This window comes from Pedobacter panaciterrae, from assembly GCF_013204795.1.
Classification (GTDB): domain Bacteria; phylum Bacteroidota; class Bacteroidia; order Sphingobacteriales; family Sphingobacteriaceae; genus Pedobacter; species Pedobacter panaciterrae.
Genome location: NZ_JABMKW010000018.1, coordinates 428,192 through 448,213, shown reverse-complemented (window position 1 = coordinate 448,213; position 20,022 = coordinate 428,192). Strand labels below are relative to the sequence as shown.

Below are 20,022 nucleotides of genomic sequence, written 5' to 3'. Positions count from 1 at the left end.
AGTACAAATATGCGTTATGGACATCATTGAAAAAACGATAAAAGCAAGACGAGCCACAAAAGCAGTATTCTTGGTATGTGGACTTGGCGTATCGAGTTGGGCACCGATGGTTCCTTATGCAAAGGAAAGGCTTCAGTTAAACGATGCAAGTTTAGGCTTACTACTTTTACTGTTAGGTACAGGCGCCATTAGTATGATGCCCGTAAGTGGTATTTTGTCTAATCGCTACGGGAGCCGGATAGTTATGCTGTGCTCTGCTTTAGTTATGGCGCTAACACTTCCATTGCTTTTAATTATGGACAATGTGATCTGGATGGGAGTGGTACTGTTCATATTTGGTTCGGCGGTAGGCACTGTCGATGTGGCAATGAACTCTCACGGAGTACATGTGCAAAATAGATTTGGTAAACCAATTATGTCGTCACTTCACGGACTTTTTAGTGTTGGCGGGCTTTTGGGCTCGCTGGGTTTGGGTTTCCTGATGAAACTTGGCCTGGAGCCAATAACTGCCGCCGTAAGTATCGCTGTTTTGCTGATCATTATTGTTTCATGGAAATACAGCTCATTATTCGATCAGCAGACCGAAAGGGCTGCTATTAAAGATTTCTCTTCACATGATCAGAATAGTAATTCCAGCTCGTTCTCGTGGCTAACCGGAGGTGTTCTTTTTTTAGGCGCAATGTGTTTTGCTGTTTTTCTGGCCGAAGGATCGATGTTAGACTGGAGTGCAGTTTTCTTAACAGAAAACAGAAAAATAGACGAAGAACTGGCTGGCGTTGGTTATGCAGCATTTTCAATTGCAATGGCCACTATGCGATTACTTGGAGATAAACTGGTTTCCCACCTTGACGGGCCAAAAGTTGTTATCGGTGGAAGCCTTATTGGTGCCGCAGGTATTTTTTTAGTAATACTCACGCCTTGGTTGGTTACTGCTCTGCTGGGTTTTATCTTATTGGGTTTAGGCGCAGCCAATATTGTCCCCGTGTTCATTAGTGAAGGTGGCCGGTTAAAAAATGTTTCTGCTTCAGTATCCATTCCCGCAATTACTACCATCGGCTATGCCGGACAATTGGCCGGACCAGCTATGCTTGGATTTATTGCTCATCATTATTCATTGCCCATAGCTTTAGGTTTTAGCGGCTTTTTGCTTATTCTGGTAGCTGTTTTCTATAAAATGAAACCTAAACATTAGTGTTATGTTAAGAGAAGAGCGTTTTGATCATATTATTAGTCTTTTAAAGCGTGACGGCAAAGTAGCTTACGATTTATTGTCAGCCGAACTAAATGTTTCTGAGGATACCATCAGAAGAGACATTGAAACACTTCATAGTAATGGATTATTAGCTAAGGTAAGAGGGGGCGCCATTTTACCTTCAAGAAACCCATTAAGTTTTCAGAATCGTACAGCGTATCTTACCGAAGGAAAAGATGTAATAGCCCTAAAGGCACAGCAATTTATCAAAAAGGGGCAAACCGTGTTTATGGATGGGGGAACCACTATATGTGCAATTGCCGCGCACTTGCCACTAGATTCCAACTTTAGAGTGGTTACTAATAACCAGGCGCTTATTCCAATTCTATCAAAATTTAAAGAAATTGAAATAATTGTGTTAGGCGGGGTTTATAACCGCAATACAGAAACCAATACCGGTGTTAAAACTTGCGAAGAGGTTAAGCATTATGTGGCAGACGTGTATTTTATGGGAACATGTGCTGTTCAGAGTAAATTTGGAATTACTGCAGCAATAAATGAAGATGGAGAAGTAAAACAGGCAATGCTAAATTCCTCCATAAAAAAGATTGCATTGAGTAATACAGAGAAATTGGATGGCGTGCATAGTTTTAAAGTATGCGACATGCAGGAAATAGATGTGCTAATTACTGATATCCCAAGTGACGATAGCAGATTAGACGCTTATCGCAATTTGGGAATAAAACTGGTTTAATCAAGAAGAAGGGTGGATGAACCCTAAACACCCACCCTGGTTCCTGCGCCTATCTCTCTCACTTTCCTAAAAGGTCCTCCCCGGACATATATAGTTATGCAAAAGCAAGGCCAGCCAATGAAAAGTCCTTTAAAGCATTAATAACCAGCCACCCCCAAAAGAGCCAGTGTATAATATGCATCAAAATGTAGAAAGAATATCCTCAATTGCGCCGGTGTGTATATCCTGCAAATAAATTTTGGTTAGAAATGCAATCTTCGGTCTTTGCTTGATAGTTTAAAATAGGTATATTCAGCTAACCAAATACTAAGAATTAATTTAAATATAACCTTTAAATAAAATTGAGGCTATTTAAGTTTTGTTACTTAGCGCACAAACAGACAAGCTCCAATGAAAGACCTTAAAAGCTTTGAATATATCTATATCCAGCATTGGGAAAAATTATATGCCTTCTGTTTTAAGATGACGGGTGACGAATATGTTTCACAAAACATAGTACAGGATATCTTTACCGACCTGTGGGACAGAAGAGATAAAGTCCAGATTTTATCTATAGAGCATTATTTATTTAGGGCCGCCAAAAATCAGGTACTAAAAGAGTATAGGAAAAAGCGCTTTGATACGGTAGTTATTGAGGAAAAATTTGAAAACTACCTGGTCGAGAACACGTCTTCGCTAGAACCAGAATTGCTCGATAAACTTTACTCCTTATTAGAACATCTTCCTGAGAAAAGGAAAGAAATTCTGATTATGAACAAATTAGAGGAAATGGATATAGCGCAAATTGCAGCTACGCTGAACCTCTCTAAACAAACGGTAAAAAACCAGCTTTCTTCTGCATTAAAGCAGCTAAGAGTCCATGCCGGAGAAACATCTTTGCTAATCTTTGCAATTGGAATTTACCTTGTCACTCATATCATGCTATAGTACACGCCCGTCATCTCGACGATAGGAGAGATGACGAAATAATCTCTCATTGATTAGAAAGTGAATTACAATTAACAATTATTTAACATACCCCGATAGTACTTTTTTGCCATCGCTGGTACTTATAGTTGATTTATAAGTATTATGACAAAAAAGAAGGTACACTATCTCAGGCATCTGATAGAGAAAAGCGAGAAAAATGAAATTTCTGAAGCAGAGAAAAATCTGTTGGAGGATTTTCTAAAAAAAGAATTTGACAATGCTGAATGGGATAGCACTAAAATGGGTTCTAAGGAAAATGTTTCTGCCGAGATATTTAAGAACATAAAGGCCCATGGCACGGTAAAAAAATCTTTCGCAATCTATTATAAATATGCAGCCGCCGCATGTATTGTCTTGATGTTGGGCATTGGAGTCTTTTTAAACGCTAAGGTTGATGTTAAAGATATTACCGTAACAACTGCCTCTGCTACCGATTCTGTAAAGCTTACTGATGGTACACTGGTTTACCTTGCTGCAAACTCAGTTTTTAAATACCCTGAACAATTTAATAGCAAAACCAGATCTGTTACCTTGCTAAAAGGCAATGCTTTTTTTAAAGTAACAAAAGATCCAAAACATCCTTTCATCATTACCTCTGCTAATATTAAAACAAGAGTATTGGGAACCTCATTCCATATCAGTCTTGATAAAGGCAGGTCAAGCGTTACTGTAATCACAGGGCATGTGCGCGTCTCTTCAGATAAGCAGATTACTTATTTGGAACCCAATGAAAGAGCGGTTTTCAGTACATCAGGACTTAAAAAACAAAGAGTAGGCGATATGTCGCTTTACGGCTGGTATAAGAAGGATATAGATTTAAACAATGTAACCCTCCATAAGGTATTTACCCTCCTCAATTTCAAGTATGGAGTAAACTTTAAACCTGAGGACAAAGAAATGCTAAATACAAGGATAACGCTATATATCAAAGGCGGTTTATCACTTCAAAATATCCTGGATCAAATCAATTATGTTACACACCTAAAATTCAAACCATATGGAGAGACAGTAACCGTAAGTCATTAAAAAAAAACCGCAGTTGCTGAGAACAACTACGGCTAACTATTAAGTATCAAATAAATTAATAACTTAAATATGCATTATAAATATACTTTTTTTAACCTGAAAAAGATATGTTTTCTGGCCGTCGGTTTCCTGCTTCTGCAACCAGCCCAGTCAAAAACATTGGTTAACAGTTACTTCAACGAAAATACCAAGGCATCCAACGAGACCTTGGTAAACATCTTTTTACAATTGAGCAAGCAAACCAACTATAAGTTTAGCTATAGCGAGGCGGTAATTGCAGATAAGAAGACATACCCGGTTACCTATTCCAAACCGCTTAAAGAGCTGCTTAAGGACCTGTCTGAAAAAGCCGATTTTAGCTATAGTATTGTTGAAAATCTGGTGTTGATCAGTAAGAATAAAAAAGATAAAACACCTGCTAAAGTGTTTTCAATTCAACAAACCATAAAGGGTAAAGTGTTGGATGAAAACGACCTGCCGCTTATAGGTGCAACAGTTAAAGAAACAGATTCTAAAAATGCTGTTAGTACAGGTACTAAAGGCGAATTTGAAATCAGATCTGCCAAAGGAAAAACCTTAGAAGTATCATTTATTGGATATAAAAGCAAACTGGTTGTAATTGATGCCGATGTGCTTACCATTAAACTGGAGCCTGATGCATCCAGTCTGGGCGAAGTTTTAGTTGTAGGTTATGGAAAACAAACAAAGAAAGATGTAACCGGTTCAGTTACCCAATTGGATGAAAAGAGCTTCAGACAAGGAGTTGTGGTATCGGCCGATAACTTATTGCAAGGTAAAGTTGCCGGTGTAAGGGTAGTGAACAGCAGCGGTGAGCCGGGTGGTGGTGTTGATGTAACCATCCGTGGTGTAGGCTCTATCAGAAGTGGAAGCACGCCGCTTTTTGTAGTAGATGGAGTACCTTTAACTAACGACGACGTAAGCCCGACCGGACAAAATGTAGGATTTGGATCATCCAAGGCAAAGAACCCGCTTAACTTTTTAAATACAAGTGATATTGAATCTATCTCTGTTTTAAAAGATGCTTCTGCAGCTGCAATTTATGGAGCCCGCGGTTCCAACGGGGTAGTTATTGTAACCACTAAAAAAGGGAAAAAGGGAGAGGCGACCTTTACCGCCGATTCTTACCTTGGCCTTTCTACCGTAGCACATAAGCTTGATCTGCTTTCGGCAGATGAATACCGTAATGCAATTACCGAGAAAGCTTTTGACCATGGTGGCAACACCGATTGGCAGGATGTGATTTATCGTCGCGCACAAACCAGAAACAATTCATTATCGTTTTCGAAACAAACAAATTCTGGTAACTACTATGTGTCTGCCGCACAGATGGACCAGGAAGGTATTGTTAAAAACAGTGACTTCAGACGTACTTCAGGCAGGATCAATGCCTCTGAATCTTTTCTTGACAACCAGCGTTTAAAAATAGGCGTAAACCTTACCGCAAGTGAAACAAAAGATGATGGCGTTCCGACCAGCGACGATGGAGGTTCCAATGGACAGCTGATCATCCAAACCTTAATGTCTAATCCAACACGTCCGGTATTTGATGAAAATGGTAAATACACCAATTTCAACATGAATGCGCATTACAACCCGGCTTATTTGCTTAGCGTTTATCGCGACAGAACACGCACGTTAAGAGTGCTTGGAAATATGGACGTTTCATTCAGAATAGTAAAAGGCCTTGAATACAAATTTAACCTGGGCTTAGATCGTTCTGTAGCAGAAAGGAATACCACTATATTCCCTAACCTAACAGACATTAATCCAACCGGGAAATACGTGCAGTACAATTTAAACTCCAAAAGCACGCTTATGGAGCACTACCTGAACTATAACCTGTTAGAAGGCAAACACAAACTGGAAGTACTTGGCGGGTTCTCCTATCAAAAGTTTGAGCGGGGCGGAAATAGCTTTAGCATTGATGGGATAGCTGATCAAAGCTCAGGTGTTTTACCAGAAAACAACCCTGGTTTTGCAGGTAAACAAACAGGAGTATTCGGATTTGCGCAGGAAAATGAATTGCAGTCTTTTTTCTCAAGGGTTAACTACTCGTATGCAAATAAATACCTGTTAACAGCTTCTGTACGTGCCGATGGTTCTACCCGTTTCGGAAAAAACAACAAATACGGTTACTTTCCTTCCTTTGCACTTGGCTGGAACATGTCGCAGGAAGATTTCCTGAAAGATGTTTCTTTCCTTGATAACCTAAAATTAAGAGCCAGTTGGGGTCAAACTGGTAACCAGGAGGTCGAAAACAAAATCACTAAAGCCAGTTACGCACTATCAACCGGCGACGGATACTATTTGTATAATGATTTAGCTCTGGTAAACGGCATCTCTGTTACCAGAACACCAAATCCTGATTTAAAGTGGGAAGTAGTAACTCAATACAACGTGGGATTGGATTTTGAACTATGGAAAGGCAAATTATACGGAACATTAGATTATTTCAAAAAAACCACAACTGATGCCATTCTTAATATTCCTTCACAGGTGCTAAGCCCTACCAATACCGTATGGGTAAATATTGATGGTAAAATAGTAAACAAAGGGTTTGAGTTTATGTTGGGCTCCAGGCTGATCGACAATGGTAATTTCAGCTGGTCAATTGATGTCAACGGTGCCACACTTCAAAATAAAATTGAAAACCTACCCGTTTCCGAAATCCTCTCAGGAACAATTTCAGGTCCCGGACAGTCAGGGGTAGCGGCCAATATTTATAAAAGTGGTTATGCTGCTGGCTCATTTTACCTATTGGAACATATCGGATATGATGATAAAGGAGCTAACATCTTTAAGGATGTTAATAACGATGGGGTAATCAATAACAATGACCGTGTGATCATTCAAGGTGCAATTCCCAAATTTACCTACGGTTTTAATAGCCAGATGAATTACAAAAGCTTCGACTTCTCCTTTTCAATCATAGGCCAGTCGGGTGGTTATTTGGTAAATAATACGGGGTTAAATGCATTAAACATTAATAACCTGGCTTCAGACAGAAACGTTTCTACCCGTTATTTTAAATCTGGTGCCAATCCTGCAAATCCCCCTCAGCTTTCTACACTTTACTTAGAGAAATCGGATTTCTTAAGACTTAATTCAGCACGTTTGGGCTATAATTTTAAGTTCAACAAGCTGACCTGGCTTAATGGTTTAGGCATTTATGTTACCGGACAAAATTTATTTACAATCACTAAATACAGTGGTTACGACCCATTAATTAACAGTCCAAAAGCGAGTGGTGGAAACCAATCATTGGGTATAGATTATTCTAGCTATCCAACTGCAAAAACGTTTCTTTTTGGTGCAACTATAAAATTATAAAAATGAAAACAAACAAACTATTTAGAGCAAGAAATATCATATTTCTACTTGGAGCCTTGTTTCTTACCAACTGTACAAAATTAAACGAGGTTGTGCTTGATGAAGTATTAGGTGAAGATGCTTCCAATCCTGCGGGTGCTTTAGCGGCAGCTTACGACAGGTTGGGCGACGGAACCTTTGTAGATCATGGGGCGGTATTTTCATTACAGGAATATACAACAGACGAGGCCCTGCTGCCTACACGTGGAAGCGACTGGGGCGATGGCGGTAAATGGCGTTCTATGCATGAGTTTACCTGGGCGGCCGATAATCCGATTGTAACAGATAACTGGAATATGCTTACCAATGGCATCACCAGATCATTAACAGCTATAAAAGCAAACAGCACGGGTACCGGCGCACAAAAGGATCTTTTCCTTGCCGAAGCTAAAGGCTTATTAGCCTACTATACCTATACTACCCTTGATCTGTTTGGGCAAGCGCCTTACCGTGATCCAGCTAATGAAAATGCCCCGTTAGAAATTAGACAGGCAGCATCAGCAATAGACGGACTTATTACCGAGGTAGAGGGTTTAATTCCAAGTCTTGCCACGTTGGGAGAGCAATCCACTCATAACGGAAGGTTTACTAAAGAGGCGGCTTATGGATTATTAGCTAATATGTACCTTAACCGTGCAGTGTATAAAGATCGCTATGCAGCTTCCTTTAATTTTAATGAGAAGTCGGTAAACAGCAATGATACTGATATGGATAAGGTGATCTATTACACCTCATTATTGATCAACCCTGGTAAATTCCGTTTGGAAACCAACTATTTCGACAACTTCGCAATCAAAAATTCAGGTGGTTCTGAACTTATTTTTGTGGTGGTGCAAAAAATAGATTACATCAGAAACGGTTCTAATTCCTTTGCATATGTTGGTGTAGAGCGTAACCAAAAACCATCTCCTGCAAACAGAGGAACTAATGCAGCCTGTATCAGTCCGGAGTTTTATGCTACCTGGAATGGAAACCACGACGATCCAAGGTTTACCAGAAAGTACCAGTATAGCGATGGAACCTGGTTTATGAACGATGCAGTGGGTAGTGTTCCCGCATCAGATATTGTTCCTAAAAGCAATAACCTGCCATGGTTTCATTTCAATCGCGGCATCATGGTTGGGCCTCAGTATGGGCCTAAACTTAATGCTTCGGGTGGTTTTGAAATGACTGACAACGGAAGGATTAAAGTTTCTGAGCTTTATATGGAAAAAAGTACCGGTACACGTATGGATTTTACTCCTGAACTTAATTTTACTAACCCTACACAAGCTGTGTTTGCTCAAAACCAGATCAACAGGGGAGCGCGCGTATTTAAGTTTGAGTTTGACCCTGAAGAAGGAAACGGAACCAGCAATGTTGATATCCCCTTGTTCCGTTTAGGCGTTATTTATACCATGAGGGCAGAAGCCTATTTCCGTAAAGGACAAACTGCCTTGGCATTAAACGACATCAACATTTTACGCACGTCAAGAAAAAGAGAATCGCTTTATGGAAATGCACCGGGTGTAGCGATAACATCGCTTGACGAGGCTGGTCTTTATAAAGAGATTGCTTTTGAAACGTATTGGGAAATGTTCAGAAGACCACAAATGATCCGCTTTGGAAAATATGAACTTCCTTTTAGTGCCAAGCCAACATCTCAGCCTACAAGAAGGATATTTCCAATACCTCAATCAACTTTAGATGTAACCAAGGCATTCCATCAGAATCAGGGATACTAAGGTTATTCAGTTTTTTTTAGGGTTGTTAGGGCGTAAAGTTGTCCCTGACAACCCTTTCTTGTATACTTTGGTTAAAGCTGGTTCGTCGCTTGTTTTACACTTGTTCGAGAAAATGCACATTTTTACGAACTAAGAATGAGTAGGGGAGGTCAGAAATACGAACTATTGTGTTTATGGGATAAAAGGCCCGCCAGGCTCTCCCCATCCCCATTTGGGCATGGGTTCATCCGGATTTAATGCCACTTCCATTTCTGAAGAATTCAAAACAGCAATCCTGGTTCCCCATTCAATATAGGCTACAAATGCCGAGCGAAACTCAGGATCAGCAGGTAAAGTAAGCTCGTCTGCAGTTTCTATAAGAAGCTGCACCCAACGTTTTCTATGGGTTTCTGTTAAATGTTTGCCAAGGTGTTTTTGAATCATTTTAAAGTGCGAACCTTCTTCGGAACTGTACATTTTAGGGCCACCAAAAACTTCGGCAATAAAATGTGCTACATGCAATTGATGATCGGCAGACATATGTTTAAAAATAGGTTCAAGAGTGTCATCAAGCAGAACTTTTTTATAAAAAGAACTCATAAGTTTCTCAAAAACAGGCATGCCTCCGGCCCATTCGTAAAGTGTTGGAATATTCTTTTCCATCTGTTTCTATTTTTTGATGATCAATATAAAGATAGATGAATCTAATTATATTCAAATGGCAGTTGGTCGCCAATTCTTTTGCCACCCCAAAAGCCCTGTATAAAAAAGCTTCTGTAATCTACATAGCTGCCTTTACTGTCTATTATAGCATTATCTAAAAACAGGCGCATAATAGAACCATCCTTCCCCATCATTTTTGTGATGGTACCATTTTGATCCTGGCTGTCAGCTTTCAAAGTATTCTCTTTATTAAAAACAATATATAGACGGGTTTTGAATTTCAACTGAATAAAATTGCTGTCAACAGTATTGATGTATTGCTCCATGTTTACCGGATTGGGAGCTAATTGTAATGGCTGATTGTTGTTCTTTACTTCAAGAGTAATAAAGCCCTCTTGCCTCAAATTGTTTTTATAGAGTGATCTTAAGTAATGCATGAGGGAACCCTGGTAAGCTTTTTTCCTGTTTTCAATCCAGGTGCTTTTTTCTTCTTCAGTACCTGCCAAATTTTCAAATACAGATTCCCCATCGTAACTTGTAACTCCCGTTCCCTTGTTGTAGCGAAAGTTTCTGAGCAGGTATTTTATGCGGTAGCCCAGGCTTTTGTTTTCAATAATCAGGAAGTCATCTGATGTGGCCTCCAGTATTGTCTTGATGGTCGAAAAATCAATAATTTCGAGGTTTAGTATCTTGCATTTTTTTGCATTAGCAGACTCACCCAGGAAATTCTTAAGAAATATTTTTATGTTTTCTTTGCGCTGAGAGTCATCACCAATTACTACTTCACGCAGAACAGTTGTTTTTTCTTTAATATGAATATTTAGTGAAGCAGACTGGTTCTGGATAATTACATTTTGTTTTGTGGAAGCATAACCAATCATGCTCACAATTACCTGATAGGTGCCGGGTTTTATATTGGCAAATTTAAACTCGCCCTTTGCATTGGTTGCTGTACCTTTTTCAGAGCCATCAATAAACACAGTAGCACCTTGTATAATTTCCTCTTTTGCGTTAAATACAGTGCCGCTTATTGTAAAAGATTCCTGAGCTTTTAATGAATCTGCGGTAAGTAAAATAATGAAGATTAAACGTATAATTTGTTTCATAATTAATTAGTTAATTAATAAGCGCCTACCAACTGCTGCCAGCCCCGCCGCCTCCTGATGAGCCTCCGCTGCTGCTTGAAGAACTGCTACTACTGCTGCTGGAAGAAGAAGACCAGCTGCTGCTGCTGCCCGAAGAGGAAGATCCGCTTGAGGTTGATACTTTTGGGATGATAAACTTTATCTTCTCTTCGTATTTGCAATATTCGCATAGATAATAGCTATAGCCGAAGCCCTCATTTTCTGTGGTTGAAGCTTTATGGATAGCCCTTCGTTTATATAAAAAGGTATGGAAATGACATTTTGAGCATTCCTGGGCTTTAGATTCAGGATTCTTATAATCGAGTATCAGTTCTGTTTTACAAGATCTGCATACCCATACATCGTAATCTATGGAGTCAATTTGCTCTTCTATAATATTTCCTTTTAACAGGTATTGATCATCTTTTTCTTCATTTAGTATAATCATCTTATTGCTGCATTTTTCGCATGTCATTGGGCTTGATCGCAAAGTATGCAGCAGTTCAGTGTACTTATTCCAGTAGGATGTTAAAAATGTTGTAGGGAATGCTTTTCTGATGTATTGGGATGGCAAATGTGTTGATTGCCATGTCAGATACTGTTCGTGCGGTGTTTTATCTTTTAGGGTGGCAGTTAGCTTCCTGCCTAAAAAGTAGAAATGTAAGTTCACGTACGCCCATAGAAAGAAATAGAGTATTAGAATTGTTCTGATGTTATGCCATTCAAATGGCAGGTATATGTTTAATAAAATAACCAGGGTAACCGGTACTATCCAAAGAAAATAGATCACAGGATTTTTTAGTCGCGGTATGCCTTTGTGTGCTGTTAACCGCTGACCAACCAACGAAGAAAATACAATATAAATGGCAAGGATTATGAGCAAAAGGAAATCAACAATGGGAGCGGCCCTTTGTTTTACCGGTGCTGTGAGGGCTTGTGGGGTGATATCATAAGGTTCTGAAATGCCAGGGTCAATAATAGCCGGTGGGGCCTCAACCTCTGCAACTGAAGTGGTGTCGGGTGCTTGGTATATTGCATTGTTTTCTGTGGTGATGTGTTCAATAACCGCATCTACGCCTTTTTTTACTGCATTGTCATAGTCGTTCTGCTTGGCATAGGGAATCATGTAGTCTTGCTGGATTTTGTAACATGTTACATCAGGCAATATTCCTTCTAATCCATAACCTGTTTCAAACTCTATCCGGTGTTGGTCTTCAACTATAAATATAAGCAAGCCATTATTGGTTTTCTTGTCACCGATTTTCCATGAGTTGAATAACATTGTTGCAATTTCCTTGGGTACATTATCTCCAATAGTCTTGACAAATACCACATCAATATGTGCTTTCCCCGACTGGTCTAATTCCCTGAGTTTTTCATTTAATGTAAAAACAGTCTCGTCTGCAAGTATTTTGTCTGGATTGCTGACATATGATTCGTTAAGTGTTTTAGGGTCTGGGATGTTAAGAATTAATTTCTCTTTCGATTGTTTACACCCAATAAATATGGAGAATAAAAGGATAAATGGCAGTAGCGTTGATGTTCTCATGAGCGTTTGTAGCGTTAAGTAAATATCTCTTTTTTTCTTTAAGTTTGAAATAGTAGTACTATGAATCATTTAAGGCCCTTACTGACTACGTACGCATACAATATTACAGGATCCTACGAGGCTTCACTCGATATCGTACAAGATGCTTTTCTAAAATTCTTGCAGATAGATTCCAATGTTATTAATGAAAAAGCTTATTTGGTGCGTACAGTAATTAATTTGGCTATTAATTACAAGAAGCAAAATGAGCGGTTGCAACATGAGTATCCGGGAATATGGTTGCCGGAACCTATTGATACCAATGACGCTGATTCTGCCCTGAGTAAAAAAGAGGTGCTTTCTTATTCCTTAATGGTGCTTCTGGAAAAATTAACGCCTCGCCAAAGGGCAGTGTTTATTCTAAAAGAAGCTTTTGATTATAGCCATGAAGAGCTTGCTGAGGTATTGGAAATAACCATTGATAACTCGCGACAAATTTTGAAGCGAGCAAAACAAAGCTTGCAACAGAGGGAGAAGCAGGGTAAAAATGATGTGGAAACAGAATTGCTCTTAAAATATGTAAATGCAATAAAGAGGGGTGATGTTCAGGAGCTGGAGTTGATGCTTAAGGCGGAGATCTCTGTGATTTCTGATGGCGGCGGAAAAGTACTGGCTGCTTTAAGGCCTGTTTTGGGTAGGGCTAATGTAATTAAGTTTTTAAAAGGATTGCAAACGAAATTCTTTGCCAAACGAACCTTTAAATATGGAAGGATTAATCATCAACCGGCAATGTTTCATTATGAAGATGGGGTGATGGTAAGTTGCCAGATATTTGTTTTTGAGCAAAATGAAATTGCTAATATCTTTTTTATCCGAAATCCAGATAAGTTGTCACGCTTTAGATATGCTGATTGTCTTTAAGAGAAAAAGAATATTTTATGTTACGAATTAGTCAGAACGAAATCCCGGAAGGGTTATTTAAAGCAATGCGACAGATAAAGGATTATCTCCGCAGTTCAGGAATTGATCCACTATTAATTGATTTATTGGATGTGAGAGTTTCGCAGATTAATGGCTGCGCATATTGTTTGGATATGCACTCGAAGGAAGCGGTACACAAAGGCGAAACATTACAGCGGCTGATCTCACTGCCGGTTTGGAGAGAAACAGACTATTATACCCCTAAAGAAAAGGCTGTATTGGCTTTTGCTGAAAGATTAACCAATCTTCAGGACGAAAAAGAATCAGATGATCTGCATGATGAGCTTAAAAAGCATTTTTCTAATGCTGATATTGCAAATCTTTCATTGGCGGTAGCCCAGATTAATTCATGGAACAGGCTGGTTAAGTCTTTTGGAACAATAGCTGGCACATATGAAGTGAAGTAATATTTTTTTTCATAGATTTATGCATTATGAACAAGTCTAACAGAAGAAAATTTATTGGAACCGCTGCAGCACTTGCCGTGGGGACAGCTGCAACCGCTATGCCGTTATCAAATATGAAAAAAAATTATCCGGTGGTACACCATGTGTTTTTCTGGTTGAAAAATCCAGATTCAAAAGAAGATCGTGATAAATTAGCCGCAGGCGTGAAAGCACTTTCGAAAATCCCGACTGTAAAAGAATTACATGTGGGTATTGTAGCCAGTACTGAAAAACGCGATGTTATTGATAGCAGCTGGGGGGTATCTGAACTGATGTTCTTTAGTGATCTTGAAGGTCAGGCAACCTATCAAACCCATCCAATACACCTGGAATTTATAAAAAACTACAGCCATTTATGGGAGAAAGTAGTTGTTTACGATGCAGTTGAGGCCTAAAATAGAATCGTTTTAAATATCATTTAGTAATTAGCTATTACATAAAGCATAAAGTAATTACTTAAGTTTGAAAGAAAAACCGTTATGAATTTTTATCACATCTTAAAGAGTGCACACTCAGGCTGGCGTTATCTCGTCTTAATTTTATTGGTATTGGCAATAGTAACTGCAATTGCAGGGTGGCTTGGAAAAAAACCATATACAGAAGGAAATAGGAAATTGAATGTGTTTACTTTAATATTTGTGCATATCCAAATTTTATTTGGTTTGATATTGTACTTTGTGAGCCCGCTGGTTGAAGCAGGAATAAGATATTGGAAAATGGAACATATTGCAATGATGATTTTTGCTGCCATTTTAGTTACTGTAGGCAATGCAAGGTCGAAAAGAGCAGATGATCCATCGGCCAAGCACCGCACTATTGCGCTATATTTTGGACTGGGCTTAATCGTGATCATTGCATCAATTATACAGATGACTATGGCTGATCCGAGCCGTAGTTTTTTTGGAGTTTCATAAATTTCACAATTTAATTTTGTTTAGTAAGATTTATTTATATTTTTGTTGCACATGATTAACAATATACATACTTGGCAGTGGCGTGGTAATTCTGAAAAGAGTTTCGTCGCAACCTTGTGTACCTTATAGTTTATCAACCTAAACCAAACCACATTGTAAAACCCGACGTAACCACACGCCGGGTTTTTTTATGATCTGGCAATTTGAATAAATGAATTGAAAAAAATGTTATTATGAATAATTATATCATTAACACAACTTATAAAAAGAGACTTGCAGATACCACTACTCCGGTAAGTATTTACCTGAGATTGAGGGATGTATTTCCAAATACAATTTTACTGGAAAGCTCCGACTATCATAGTCGTGAGAACTCTATGAGTTATGTGTGTGCTGAACCTGTTGCAGGTATTATACTGCAAGATGGTGTGCTTTCTTCTTACTTTCCTGATGGACAGAAAGAGGAAAAAACGGAGTTTGTGCTAACCGAAGAAATAGATGCTTTTAAAGCTGCTTTTACACCGGACGTAATTGATGGCAACAGACATATTTCCAGTGGTTTGTTTGGCTATTTTACATGGAACGCTGTACAACATTTTGAAGATATAACCTTCACTTCTGAAACTCCGAAAGGCGAAGAGATCCCAACAATGCAGTACCATATTTACAGGTATATTATCGCCATTGATCATTTCCGTAATGAGATCACCTTGTTTAAAAACAGGTTCAATGGAGATGATAATGAGGACCTGGAAAAGATGGAATACATTATTCAGAACAAGAACTATCCGGAGTATAGTTTTAAGACGAATGGCGAAGAAAGTTCTAACCTGACAAATGAGGACTTCATGAACATGGTTGATAAACTTAAGAAGCACATATTGCGTGGTGATGTTTTTCAAATTGTTCCTTCACGGGCATATAACCAGTCCTTTTTAGGGGATGAGTTTAATGTTTACAGATGCTTAAGATCAATTAATCCATCACCCTATCTGTTTTATTTTGATTACGGAAGCTTTAAGCTTTTCGGTTCATCGCCAGAAGCCCAGATTACCATAAAGAATAATGTAGCTAATATTTTTCCTATTGCAGGCACTTTTAAACGCACAGGAAATGATATAGAAGACGCAGAACAAGCAAAAAAACTGGAAGAGGATCCTAAAGAAAGTGCTGAGCATGTAATGCTGGTAGATTTGGCCAGGAATGACCTTAGCAGGCATTGCAGCGGTGTTCAGGTTAAATCTTTTAAAGAAGTTCAATACTATTCTCATCTGATCCACCTGGTTTCTAAAGTGAGTGGCAACCTGCAGGAAAATGTATCTGCATTTAAGGTTGTGGCCGATACTTATCCGGCAGGAACATTAAGCGGAGCCCCTAAATACAGGGCGATGCAGCTGATTGATGAGAATGAAGGTCTGGGAAGGAATTTTTATGCCGGGGCGCTTGGCTACATGGGCTTTAATGATGAGTTTAATCACTGCATCATGATCAGGACATTTATGAGTAAAAACAACCAGCTGCATTACAGAGCGGGTGCCGGTATTGTTGCCGACTCTATTCCTGAAAATGAACTGAACGAAGTAAATAATAAAATTGCTGCTTTGCGCAGGGCAATAGAAATGGCTACGCAAATTTAAGATGGAGAATAATAAGATCATGCAAAAGAAAGTTTTGGTTATAGATAATTACGATTCGTTTACTTATAACCTGGTGCATTTAGTAAATGAATTGGGCAGGGATGTTGAGGTGTGGAGGAATGATAAATTTGAACTTGCGGATGTTGAGCAGTACGATAAGATTTTGCTTTCGCCAGGACCAGGGATACCTGAAGAGGCGGGTTTGTTACTTGATGTAATCAAAACCTATGCGCCTACAAAGAGTATTTTTGGTGTTTGCCTTGGGCAGCAAGCTATTGCTGAAGCATTTGGAGGAAGTTTGTTAAATTTAGGCAGGCCTATGCATGGAATTGCTACACCAATTACGGTGTTGGATAAGAGTGAGCTTTTATTTAAGGATTGCCCGGATGTAATAAAAGTAGGTCGCTATCACTCATGGGTGGTAAGTAATAAAGGACTGCCTGATTGCTTTGTGGTTACGGCAACTGATGAAACGGACGAGATTATGGCCTTGAGCCATAAAACGTTTGATGTACGTGGTGTACAATTTCATCCGGAAAGCGTGCTTACTGAGCACGGAAAACAAATGATGCAGAACTGGTTAGAAAGTTAGATATGAATATTTTAGATAAAATTGTACTGAGAAAGAAGGAAGAAGTGGCTTTGGCGAAGCAGCATGTTTCTGTTAAACAGTTGGAGGCTGCACAGCACTTTAATCGCAGTCCGTATTCTTTTAAGGAGTTTTTATTAGCAGATGACCGTACCGGTATTATTGCTGAGTTTAAACGCCAGTCTCCATCTAAGGGTGTTATTAATGACAAAGTTACAGTTGCTGATGTCACTACGGCTTATGCTTCGGCGGGGGCTTCGGCATTGTCGGTACTAACTGATACTGATTTCTTTGGAGGTCACCAACGAGATTTGCTGGAAGCGAGGGCTGCGAACAAAGTTCCTATTCTGAGAAAAGATTTTATGATTGATGAATATCAGATCCTCGAGGCAAAAGCCTGGGGTGCTGATATCATTTTATTAATTGCTGCTATCCTTACTCCCCAGGAAATTGCTACGCTAGCGGGCACAGCGAAGGGTTTAGGCCTTAATGTGCTGTTGGAAGTGCATAATCAGGAAGAGCTTGAAAGGAGCGTTTGTACGGATCTGGATGCCATTGGCGTGAACAACAGAAACCTTGCTGATTTTACAGTAAACATTCAGACTTCGTTTGATCTTGCAGATCAGATTCCTGCTGATTTTATGAAGATATCTGAAAGTGCCATCAGCGAAACTTCTACAATTAAATTGTTAAAACAAGCCGGGTTTAATGGCTTTTTGATTGGCGAAAACTTCATGAAAACTGAGGATCCGGGACTTGCAATCAGAGAGTTTGTCAGTGAATTGATCTCGGTATAACTTTTGTATCTTTGTACTTTACATGGGAAAACAGAAATATTACGACACGGCACTTAAGCCGGAACGGGCAGTACTTGTAGGAGTAATCAGGCCTGGTGAAAAGCCAGATGAAACCAGGGAATACCTGGATGAGCTTGCTTTTCTGGTAGATACGGCAGGTGGTGTGGTGGAACATGAATTTACACAGAAGATGCTTAAGCCTGACCGTGGAACTTTTGTAGGTACAGGGAAACTTGAAGAAATACAGGCTTACGTAAAGTCTGAAGAGATAGATATGGTTGTTTTTGATGATGAGCTTTCACCATCACAACTAAGAAATATTGAACGGGAATTACAGGTTAAAATATTAGATCGGAGTAACCTGATCCTTGATATTTTTGCCAGCAGGGCACAAACTGCACAGGCTAAAACTCAGGTTGAACTGGCACAATTACAATACTTATTACCCCGACTTACCCGCTTATGGACTCACTTAGAGCGCCAAAAGGGTGGTATTGGTATGAGAGGTCCGGGTGAAACTCAGATTGAGAGTGATAGAAGGATGATCCTTGAAAAGATTGCTCTTTTAAAAAGCAGGCTGAGCCAGATTGATAGACAAAATGAAACGCAAAGAAAGAACCGTGGACAACTGATAAGGGTTGCTCTTGTTGGCTATACGAATGTAGGGAAATCAACGATTATGAATATGCTTTCTAAATCGGAAGTGTTTGCCGAAAACAAACTATTTGCCACATTGGATACTACAGTAAGAAAGGTGGTTATTGAGAATTTGCCGTTTTTATTATCAGATACAGTAGGGTTTATCAGAAAGTTACCTCACCATTTGGTAGAATGTTTTAAATCGACATTGGATGAGGTACGTGAAGCAGATGTATTGATCCACGTTGTGGATGTATCGCATGCTAACTTTGAAGATCAGATCAATGTGGTGAATGAGACCTTAAAAGATCTTGGCGCGAGGGATAAAGAGACCATCATGGTATTTAATAAAATGGACGCTTACGTAAGCCCTGAGCCTGATCATGAAGATGAGGAAAGAGCCGTGCTTACGCTTGATGATTTTAAGCGTAGCTGGATGGCAAATCATAATGCCCCTTCTATATTTATATCTGCCCTGCACAAAGAGAATTTAGAGGAATTTAAACAATTATTATATGATAAAGTTGTTGCTTTGCATACCGAGCGCTATCCTTATGATAAGCTGTTATATTAATTAATGCCGTTAAAGAAGAAAGAGAAAAATTATGGAAAGTAAACGTCAACAGAAATTTGCCGGGGTGATACAAGAGGAATTAGCTGCTATCTTTCAGCGCGAAGGCTCTGCATATTTACCCAATACACTGGTTACTATTACTAAGGTTCGCGTTTCTCCGGATTTGGCGGTAGCAAAGGTTTATTTGAGCTTTTTAAACACAAACAATACCACCTTGTCTGTTGCTGAGGTGAATTCACATTCAAGTGAGATCAGGTATAAACTGGGCGCACGTATTCGTCACCAGGCTCGTGTAATCCCTACCCTTACCTTCTTCTTAGACGATACCAATGAGTATGTAGAGCATATGGATAAGTTATTCGATAAAATATCCAGAGACCGTAAGGAGACGGATGAACAAGCCGATTGATCTTGTAGCTGCCTTAAATAGAAGTGATATCATAATTGGTAAAGTAGTTGATTTTGATCCTGCTCAGGATTTGTTGTATCTGTTTGACCTTACAGCGGCAAACAAAGAACTCACAAACGATATTTTAGATGATACCGACGTTTTTACTAGCTGGGTTGAAGATAAACTTCGTTTAAATAATTGCAAGTACGGTATCGGTGGGTATAATGAACATAGGTCTATCTATGCACGCAGTGCTCATTTTGATACAGCCGAAGAACCCAGAAGGCTGCATTTAGGTGTAGATATATGGGGGACTGCAGGAACACCTGTTTACAATTTTCATGATGCAGTAGTACATAGCTTTAAATTCAACAATAACTTTGGTGACTATGGTGGAACCATTATTCTGAAATATGTTTTGGGAGATGTGGTAATTCATGCCTTGTATGGACATTTGAGTGTGGAATCTTTACAAGGGCTGGAAGAGGGAATGTTTATTCCTGCCGGTACGCGATTTGCTGCTTTTGGTACAAAAGAAGAAAACGGTTACTGGCCCCCGCATTTGCACTTTCAGCTGATATTGAATATGCAGGCTTTAAAAGGTGATTATCCAGGTGTATGCCAATACACGAAAAGAGATATTTATCTAAAGAATTGCCCCGATCCTGAAGTAATTTTAAAGTACACATTTTAATCGGCTTTGGT

At 39.2% G+C, this 20,022-nt stretch carries 19 protein-coding genes; 16 read left to right on the top strand and 3 right to left on the bottom strand.

Translation table 11 applies throughout. The annotated features are described in order from the left end of the window. Positions 1–16 precede the first annotated feature (16 nt). The 6 genes from HQN86_RS17615 (at position 17) to HQN86_RS17590 (ending at position 9,055) form a co-directional block, all read left to right on the top strand. Entirely contained in the window at positions 17–1,192 is a 1,176-nt protein-coding gene (locus tag HQN86_RS17615; protein ID WP_172662223.1) for an MFS transporter, read from the top strand. A gap of 4 nt (positions 1,193–1,196) precedes the next feature. After that, positions 1,197–1,946 (top strand): DeoR/GlpR family DNA-binding transcription regulator, encoded by a 750-nt coding sequence (locus HQN86_RS17610; RefSeq protein WP_172662222.1) that lies wholly within the window; start codon positions 1,197–1,199, stop codon positions 1,944–1,946. A 390-nt stretch (positions 1,947–2,336) separates the two neighbouring features. Then, on the top strand, positions 2,337–2,873 hold the full coding sequence (locus tag HQN86_RS17605; RefSeq protein WP_172662221.1) for an RNA polymerase sigma factor: 537 nt from the start codon (positions 2,337–2,339) through the stop codon (positions 2,871–2,873). A gap of 144 nt (positions 2,874–3,017) precedes the next feature. After that, complete coding sequence (locus HQN86_RS17600; RefSeq protein ID WP_172662220.1) at positions 3,018–3,941, top strand: FecR family protein; 924 nt, start codon at positions 3,018–3,020, stop codon at positions 3,939–3,941. A gap of 69 nt (positions 3,942–4,010) precedes the next feature. Next, entirely contained in the window at positions 4,011–7,292 is a 3,282-nt protein-coding gene (locus HQN86_RS17595) for a SusC/RagA family TonB-linked outer membrane protein (protein WP_172662219.1), read from the top strand. Positions 7,293–7,294: 2 nt separating this feature from the next. Further along, on the top strand, positions 7,295–9,055 hold the full coding sequence (locus tag HQN86_RS17590) for a RagB/SusD family nutrient uptake outer membrane protein (RefSeq protein ID WP_172662218.1): 1,761 nt from the start codon (positions 7,295–7,297) through the stop codon (positions 9,053–9,055). A gap of 171 nt (positions 9,056–9,226) precedes the next feature. Here the strand turns inward: HQN86_RS17590 and HQN86_RS17585 are convergent, their stop codons facing one another. The 3 genes from HQN86_RS17585 to HQN86_RS17575 are packed head-to-tail and all read right to left on the bottom strand — an operon-like array spanning position 9,227 to position 12,370. Continuing rightward, the gene (locus tag HQN86_RS17585; RefSeq protein ID WP_172662217.1) at positions 9,227–9,697 is read right to left on the bottom strand and encodes a group II truncated hemoglobin; all 471 of its coding nucleotides are present in this window, start codon (positions 9,695–9,697) and stop codon (positions 9,227–9,229) included. A gap of 41 nt (positions 9,698–9,738) precedes the next feature. Continuing rightward, on the bottom strand, positions 9,739–10,803 hold the full coding sequence (locus tag HQN86_RS17580) for a carboxypeptidase-like regulatory domain-containing protein (protein ID WP_172662216.1): 1,065 nt from the start codon (positions 10,801–10,803) through the stop codon (positions 9,739–9,741). 25 nt (positions 10,804–10,828) lie between these two features. After that, positions 10,829–12,370, bottom strand: coding sequence for a TPM domain-containing protein (locus HQN86_RS17575; RefSeq protein ID WP_172662215.1), 1,542 nt, complete (start codon positions 12,368–12,370; stop codon positions 10,829–10,831). A 60-nt stretch (positions 12,371–12,430) separates the two neighbouring features. Here HQN86_RS17575 and HQN86_RS17570 point away from each other — a divergent pair, with 60 nt between their 5' ends. From HQN86_RS17570 to HQN86_RS17525, 10 genes are all read left to right on the top strand, one after another. Continuing rightward, on the top strand, positions 12,431–13,270 hold the full coding sequence (locus HQN86_RS17570; protein ID WP_172662214.1) for a sigma-70 family RNA polymerase sigma factor: 840 nt from the start codon (positions 12,431–12,433) through the stop codon (positions 13,268–13,270). A 17-nt stretch (positions 13,271–13,287) separates the two neighbouring features. After that, positions 13,288–13,737: a carboxymuconolactone decarboxylase family protein gene (locus tag HQN86_RS17565; RefSeq protein ID WP_172662213.1), complete on the top strand. Its 450-nt coding sequence runs from the start codon at positions 13,288–13,290 to the stop codon at positions 13,735–13,737. A 26-nt stretch (positions 13,738–13,763) separates the two neighbouring features. Next, positions 13,764–14,171: a Dabb family protein gene (locus HQN86_RS17560; protein ID WP_172662212.1), complete on the top strand. Its 408-nt coding sequence runs from the start codon at positions 13,764–13,766 to the stop codon at positions 14,169–14,171. Between the two features lie 84 nt (positions 14,172–14,255). Further along, complete coding sequence (locus HQN86_RS17555) at positions 14,256–14,690, top strand: cytochrome B (protein ID WP_172662211.1); 435 nt, start codon at positions 14,256–14,258, stop codon at positions 14,688–14,690. Between the two features lie 233 nt (positions 14,691–14,923). Further along, on the top strand, positions 14,924–16,327 hold the full coding sequence (locus tag HQN86_RS17550; protein ID WP_172662210.1) for an anthranilate synthase component I family protein: 1,404 nt from the start codon (positions 14,924–14,926) through the stop codon (positions 16,325–16,327). A gap of 19 nt (positions 16,328–16,346) precedes the next feature. Continuing rightward, on the top strand, positions 16,347–16,919 hold the full coding sequence (locus HQN86_RS17545; protein WP_172662427.1) for an anthranilate synthase component II: 573 nt from the start codon (positions 16,347–16,349) through the stop codon (positions 16,917–16,919). A 2-nt stretch (positions 16,920–16,921) separates the two neighbouring features. Beyond that, positions 16,922–17,713: an indole-3-glycerol phosphate synthase TrpC gene (gene trpC / locus HQN86_RS17540; RefSeq protein WP_172662209.1), complete on the top strand. Its 792-nt coding sequence runs from the start codon at positions 16,922–16,924 to the stop codon at positions 17,711–17,713. Between the two features lie 22 nt (positions 17,714–17,735). Continuing rightward, a complete protein-coding gene (gene hflX, locus HQN86_RS17535) occupies positions 17,736–18,926 on the top strand; it encodes a GTPase HflX (protein WP_172662208.1) in 1,191 nt (396 codons plus the stop codon). Between the two features lie 31 nt (positions 18,927–18,957). Then, positions 18,958–19,335: a 30S ribosome-binding factor RbfA gene (gene rbfA, locus HQN86_RS17530; protein ID WP_048908269.1), complete on the top strand. Its 378-nt coding sequence runs from the start codon at positions 18,958–18,960 to the stop codon at positions 19,333–19,335. After that, a complete protein-coding gene (locus HQN86_RS17525; protein WP_172662207.1) occupies positions 19,319–20,011 on the top strand; it encodes a peptidoglycan DD-metalloendopeptidase family protein in 693 nt (230 codons plus the stop codon). Before rbfA ends, HQN86_RS17525 begins: the two co-directional genes overlap by 17 nt. Positions 20,012–20,022 lie beyond the last annotated feature (11 nt).

Coding starts and splice junctions, on each gene's coding strand:
- HQN86_RS17610 (WP_172662222.1), top strand. CDS start 1,197: ATGTTAAGAGAAGAGCGTTTTGATCATATTATTAGTCTTTTAAAGCGT.
- HQN86_RS17575 (WP_172662215.1), bottom strand. CDS start 12,370: ATGAGAACATCAACGCTACTGCCATTTATCCTTTTATTCTCCATATTT.
- HQN86_RS17615 (WP_172662223.1), top strand. CDS start 17: ATGGACATCATTGAAAAAACGATAAAAGCAAGACGAGCCACAAAAGCA.
- HQN86_RS17570 (WP_172662214.1), top strand. CDS start 12,431: ATGAATCATTTAAGGCCCTTACTGACTACGTACGCATACAATATTACA.
- hflX (WP_172662208.1), top strand. CDS start 17,736: ATGGGAAAACAGAAATATTACGACACGGCACTTAAGCCGGAACGGGCA.
- HQN86_RS17525 (WP_172662207.1), top strand. CDS start 19,319: ATGAACAAGCCGATTGATCTTGTAGCTGCCTTAAATAGAAGTGATATC.
- HQN86_RS17545 (WP_172662427.1), top strand. CDS start 16,347: ATGCAAAAGAAAGTTTTGGTTATAGATAATTACGATTCGTTTACTTAT.
- HQN86_RS17585 (WP_172662217.1), bottom strand. CDS start 9,697: ATGGAAAAGAATATTCCAACACTTTACGAATGGGCCGGAGGCATGCCT.
- trpC (WP_172662209.1), top strand. CDS start 16,922: ATGAATATTTTAGATAAAATTGTACTGAGAAAGAAGGAAGAAGTGGCT.
- HQN86_RS17595 (WP_172662219.1), top strand. CDS start 4,011: ATGCATTATAAATATACTTTTTTTAACCTGAAAAAGATATGTTTTCTG.
- HQN86_RS17600 (WP_172662220.1), top strand. CDS start 3,018: ATGACAAAAAAGAAGGTACACTATCTCAGGCATCTGATAGAGAAAAGC.
- HQN86_RS17560 (WP_172662212.1), top strand. CDS start 13,764: ATGAACAAGTCTAACAGAAGAAAATTTATTGGAACCGCTGCAGCACTT.
- HQN86_RS17590 (WP_172662218.1), top strand. CDS start 7,295: ATGAAAACAAACAAACTATTTAGAGCAAGAAATATCATATTTCTACTT.
- HQN86_RS17580 (WP_172662216.1), bottom strand. CDS start 10,803: ATGAAACAAATTATACGTTTAATCTTCATTATTTTACTTACCGCAGAT.
- HQN86_RS17605 (WP_172662221.1), top strand. CDS start 2,337: ATGAAAGACCTTAAAAGCTTTGAATATATCTATATCCAGCATTGGGAA.
- rbfA (WP_048908269.1), top strand. CDS start 18,958: ATGGAAAGTAAACGTCAACAGAAATTTGCCGGGGTGATACAAGAGGAA.
- HQN86_RS17550 (WP_172662210.1), top strand. CDS start 14,924: ATGAATAATTATATCATTAACACAACTTATAAAAAGAGACTTGCAGAT.
- HQN86_RS17555 (WP_172662211.1), top strand. CDS start 14,256: ATGAATTTTTATCACATCTTAAAGAGTGCACACTCAGGCTGGCGTTAT.
- HQN86_RS17565 (WP_172662213.1), top strand. CDS start 13,288: ATGTTACGAATTAGTCAGAACGAAATCCCGGAAGGGTTATTTAAAGCA.